The organism is Pseudomonas sp. UBA6699, assembly GCF_002454615.1.
In the GTDB taxonomy this organism is placed as follows: Bacteria; Pseudomonadota; Gammaproteobacteria; order Pseudomonadales; family Pseudomonadaceae; genus Aquipseudomonas; species Aquipseudomonas juntendi.
Genome location: NZ_DKJF01000065.1, coordinates 1 through 2,516 on the forward strand (window position 1 = coordinate 1; position 2,516 = coordinate 2,516).

The following is a 2,516-nucleotide window of genomic DNA, read 5'->3' on the forward strand; positions in this document are numbered from 1 at the left end:
GCACGTAGGCGCCACCGGCCTTGAGGATGGCCTGTAAACCGACCACCATCGCCACCGAGCGCTCCACCGCGATGGCCACCAGCCCATCCGCGCCGACACCCAGGGCGATCAGGCGATGGGCCAGGCGGTTGGCGCGGGCGTTGAGCTGGGCGTAGCTCAGGCGCACCTCGCCGAAGGCCAGCGCCGGGGCATCCGGGGTGCGCTGCACCTGGGCTTCGATCAGTTGCTGGATGCTCTGCTGCAGCGGGTACTGTTCAGCGGTGGCGTTCCACGTGACCAAGGTGCGCTCGCGCTCGGCGGCCGCCAGCAATGGCAGTTCGGCCACCGGTTGGTGCGGTTGCTCGACAATGGCTTGCAGCAGGTTCAGCCAATGCTCACCCAGGCGCACGATGGTGGCGTGGTCGAACAGGTCAGTGGCGTAGATCAGCGAAGCGCTCAGCCCTTCAGCGGTCTCGCAGGTGTCCAGGCTCAGGTCGAACTGGGTGGTGTCGTTGTCCCAGGCCATGGCCTGGACCGCCAAGCCTGGCACGGCGCGTACCGGCGCAAGCGCGGCGGCCTGGTGGTTGAACATCACCTGGAACAACGGGCTGTGGCTGAGGCTGCGGGTGGGCGCCAACGCATCCACCAGTTGCTCGAATGGCAGGTCCTGGTGCGCCTGGGCGCCCAGCGCAGCCTGCCGCACCTGTTGCAGCAGCACGCCGAACGGCTGGCGTGGATCGATATCGGCCCGCAGTACCAAGGTGTTGACGAAGAAGCCGATCAGCCCTTCGGTCTCGACCCGGTTGCGGTTGGCCACCGGCACGCCGACGCGGATGTCGCGCTGCCCACTGTAGCGATGCAGCAAGGCCTGGAACGACGCCAGCAGCACCATGAACAGGGTCGCGCCCTGGCGGCGGGCCAATGCCTCGAGGCCGTCCTTCAACGCCGACGGCACGGCCAGGTCGAGCTGGGCCCCGCGATAGCTCTGCTCGGCAGGACGCGGGCGGTCCAGCGGCAAGGCCAGCACATCTTGCTCGCTGCCCAGTTGCCCGACCCAGTAGGCCAGTTGCCGCTCACGCTCGCCAGCCTCCATCCACTCACGCTGCCAACGGGCGTAGTCGGCATATTGCAGCGCCAGGGCAGGCAGTGGGGCGGCATCGCCTTCGCGGTAGCGGGTATAGCCATCGATCAGTTCGCCAACCATCAGCTGCATGGATGCGGCATCCGAGACGATATGGTGCTGAGTCAGCACCAGCACCTGGTCGTCGGCCGCCAACTCCAGCAGACGGGCTCGCAGCAGCGGGCCGCGCGCCAGGTCGAACGGCAGGCGGATTTCCTCGGCGACACGCGCCCCAAGGGTGGCCTCGTCCGCCAGTCGTTCATGGGCGATGACCCGCGCAGCCGAGCGCTCGATCACCTGGACGATGCCCTGGTCGCTTTCGACGAAGCGGGTACGCAGGGTCTCATGACGCTCGACCAGCGCATCGAAGCTGTGTTGCAGCGCCGCGCGATCGAGGCTGCCGTTCAGGCGCAGGACCATGGGAATGTGATAGGCGCTGCTGTGTGGCTCCAGCTGCCAGAGGAACCATTGGCGTTGCTGGGCATAGGACACCGGCAGCGCCGCATCGCGCGGCGTCGACCGGATGGCCGGGGCCCGCGCCGCCAACGACGGTGCTGGCAGGCTGGCGACGAAGCTCTGCAGGCTGGCATGCTCGAACAGCACCTTGAGCGGTGCGTCTATGCCTAGCGCGCGCAGGCGCGAGAACACCTGGGTAGCCAACAGCGAATGCCCGCCCAGTTCGAAGAAGTTGTCCGTCAGGCCGACCCGCTCAAGCCCGAGCACCTGCGCCCAGATCGCCGCGACCTGTTGTTCCAGTTCACTCTGCGGCGCCACGTAGGCACGCTGCGACTGCGCGGCATCCACGGCAGGCAAAGCCTTGCGGTCCAGCTTGCCGTTGGGCGACAGCGGCAGGCCGTCCAGTACCAGCCACTGGTTCGGCACCATGTATTCCGGCAGGCCACGGCGCAGGTGCTCGGCCAGTTGTGCCTGCCAATCGGCGGCCTCGCTGGCCAGCACCACATAACCGACCAACTGCTTGCCGTCCGGCACCGTCACCACGGCTTCACGCACCAGGTCGTGCTCCAGCAGACGCGCCTCGATCTCACCCAGCTCGATGCGCAGGCCACGCAGCTTGACCTGGTGGTCGATACGCCCGGCGTACTCGATCACCCCGTCCGCGCGGTAGCGCGCCAGGTCCCCGGTGCGGTACATGCGCTCGCCACTGCCGTATGGGCTTACGGCGAAACGCTCGGCAGTCAGCCCTGGGCGGCGGTGGTAACCGCGCGCCAGGCCTGCGCCGGCCAGGTACAGCTCGCCCAGCACGCCCACCGGCACCGGTTGCAGCTCAGCATCAAGGATGTAGCAGGCCAGGTTGGCGATCGGCTCGCCGATCGGCACGCTGTCCCGCCATTCCTCAAGGCAGGTCCAGTGGGTCACGTCGATAGCCGCCTCGGTCGGGCCGTACAGGTTGTACAGG

1 protein-coding gene is annotated in these 2,516 nt (G+C 67.8%); it reads right to left on the reverse strand.

Features of this window, described 5'->3' with window-relative positions:
* A partial coding sequence (locus B3361_RS13045) for a condensation domain-containing protein (protein ID WP_286920239.1) occupies window positions 1-2,516 on the reverse strand: 2,516 nt, incomplete at both ends.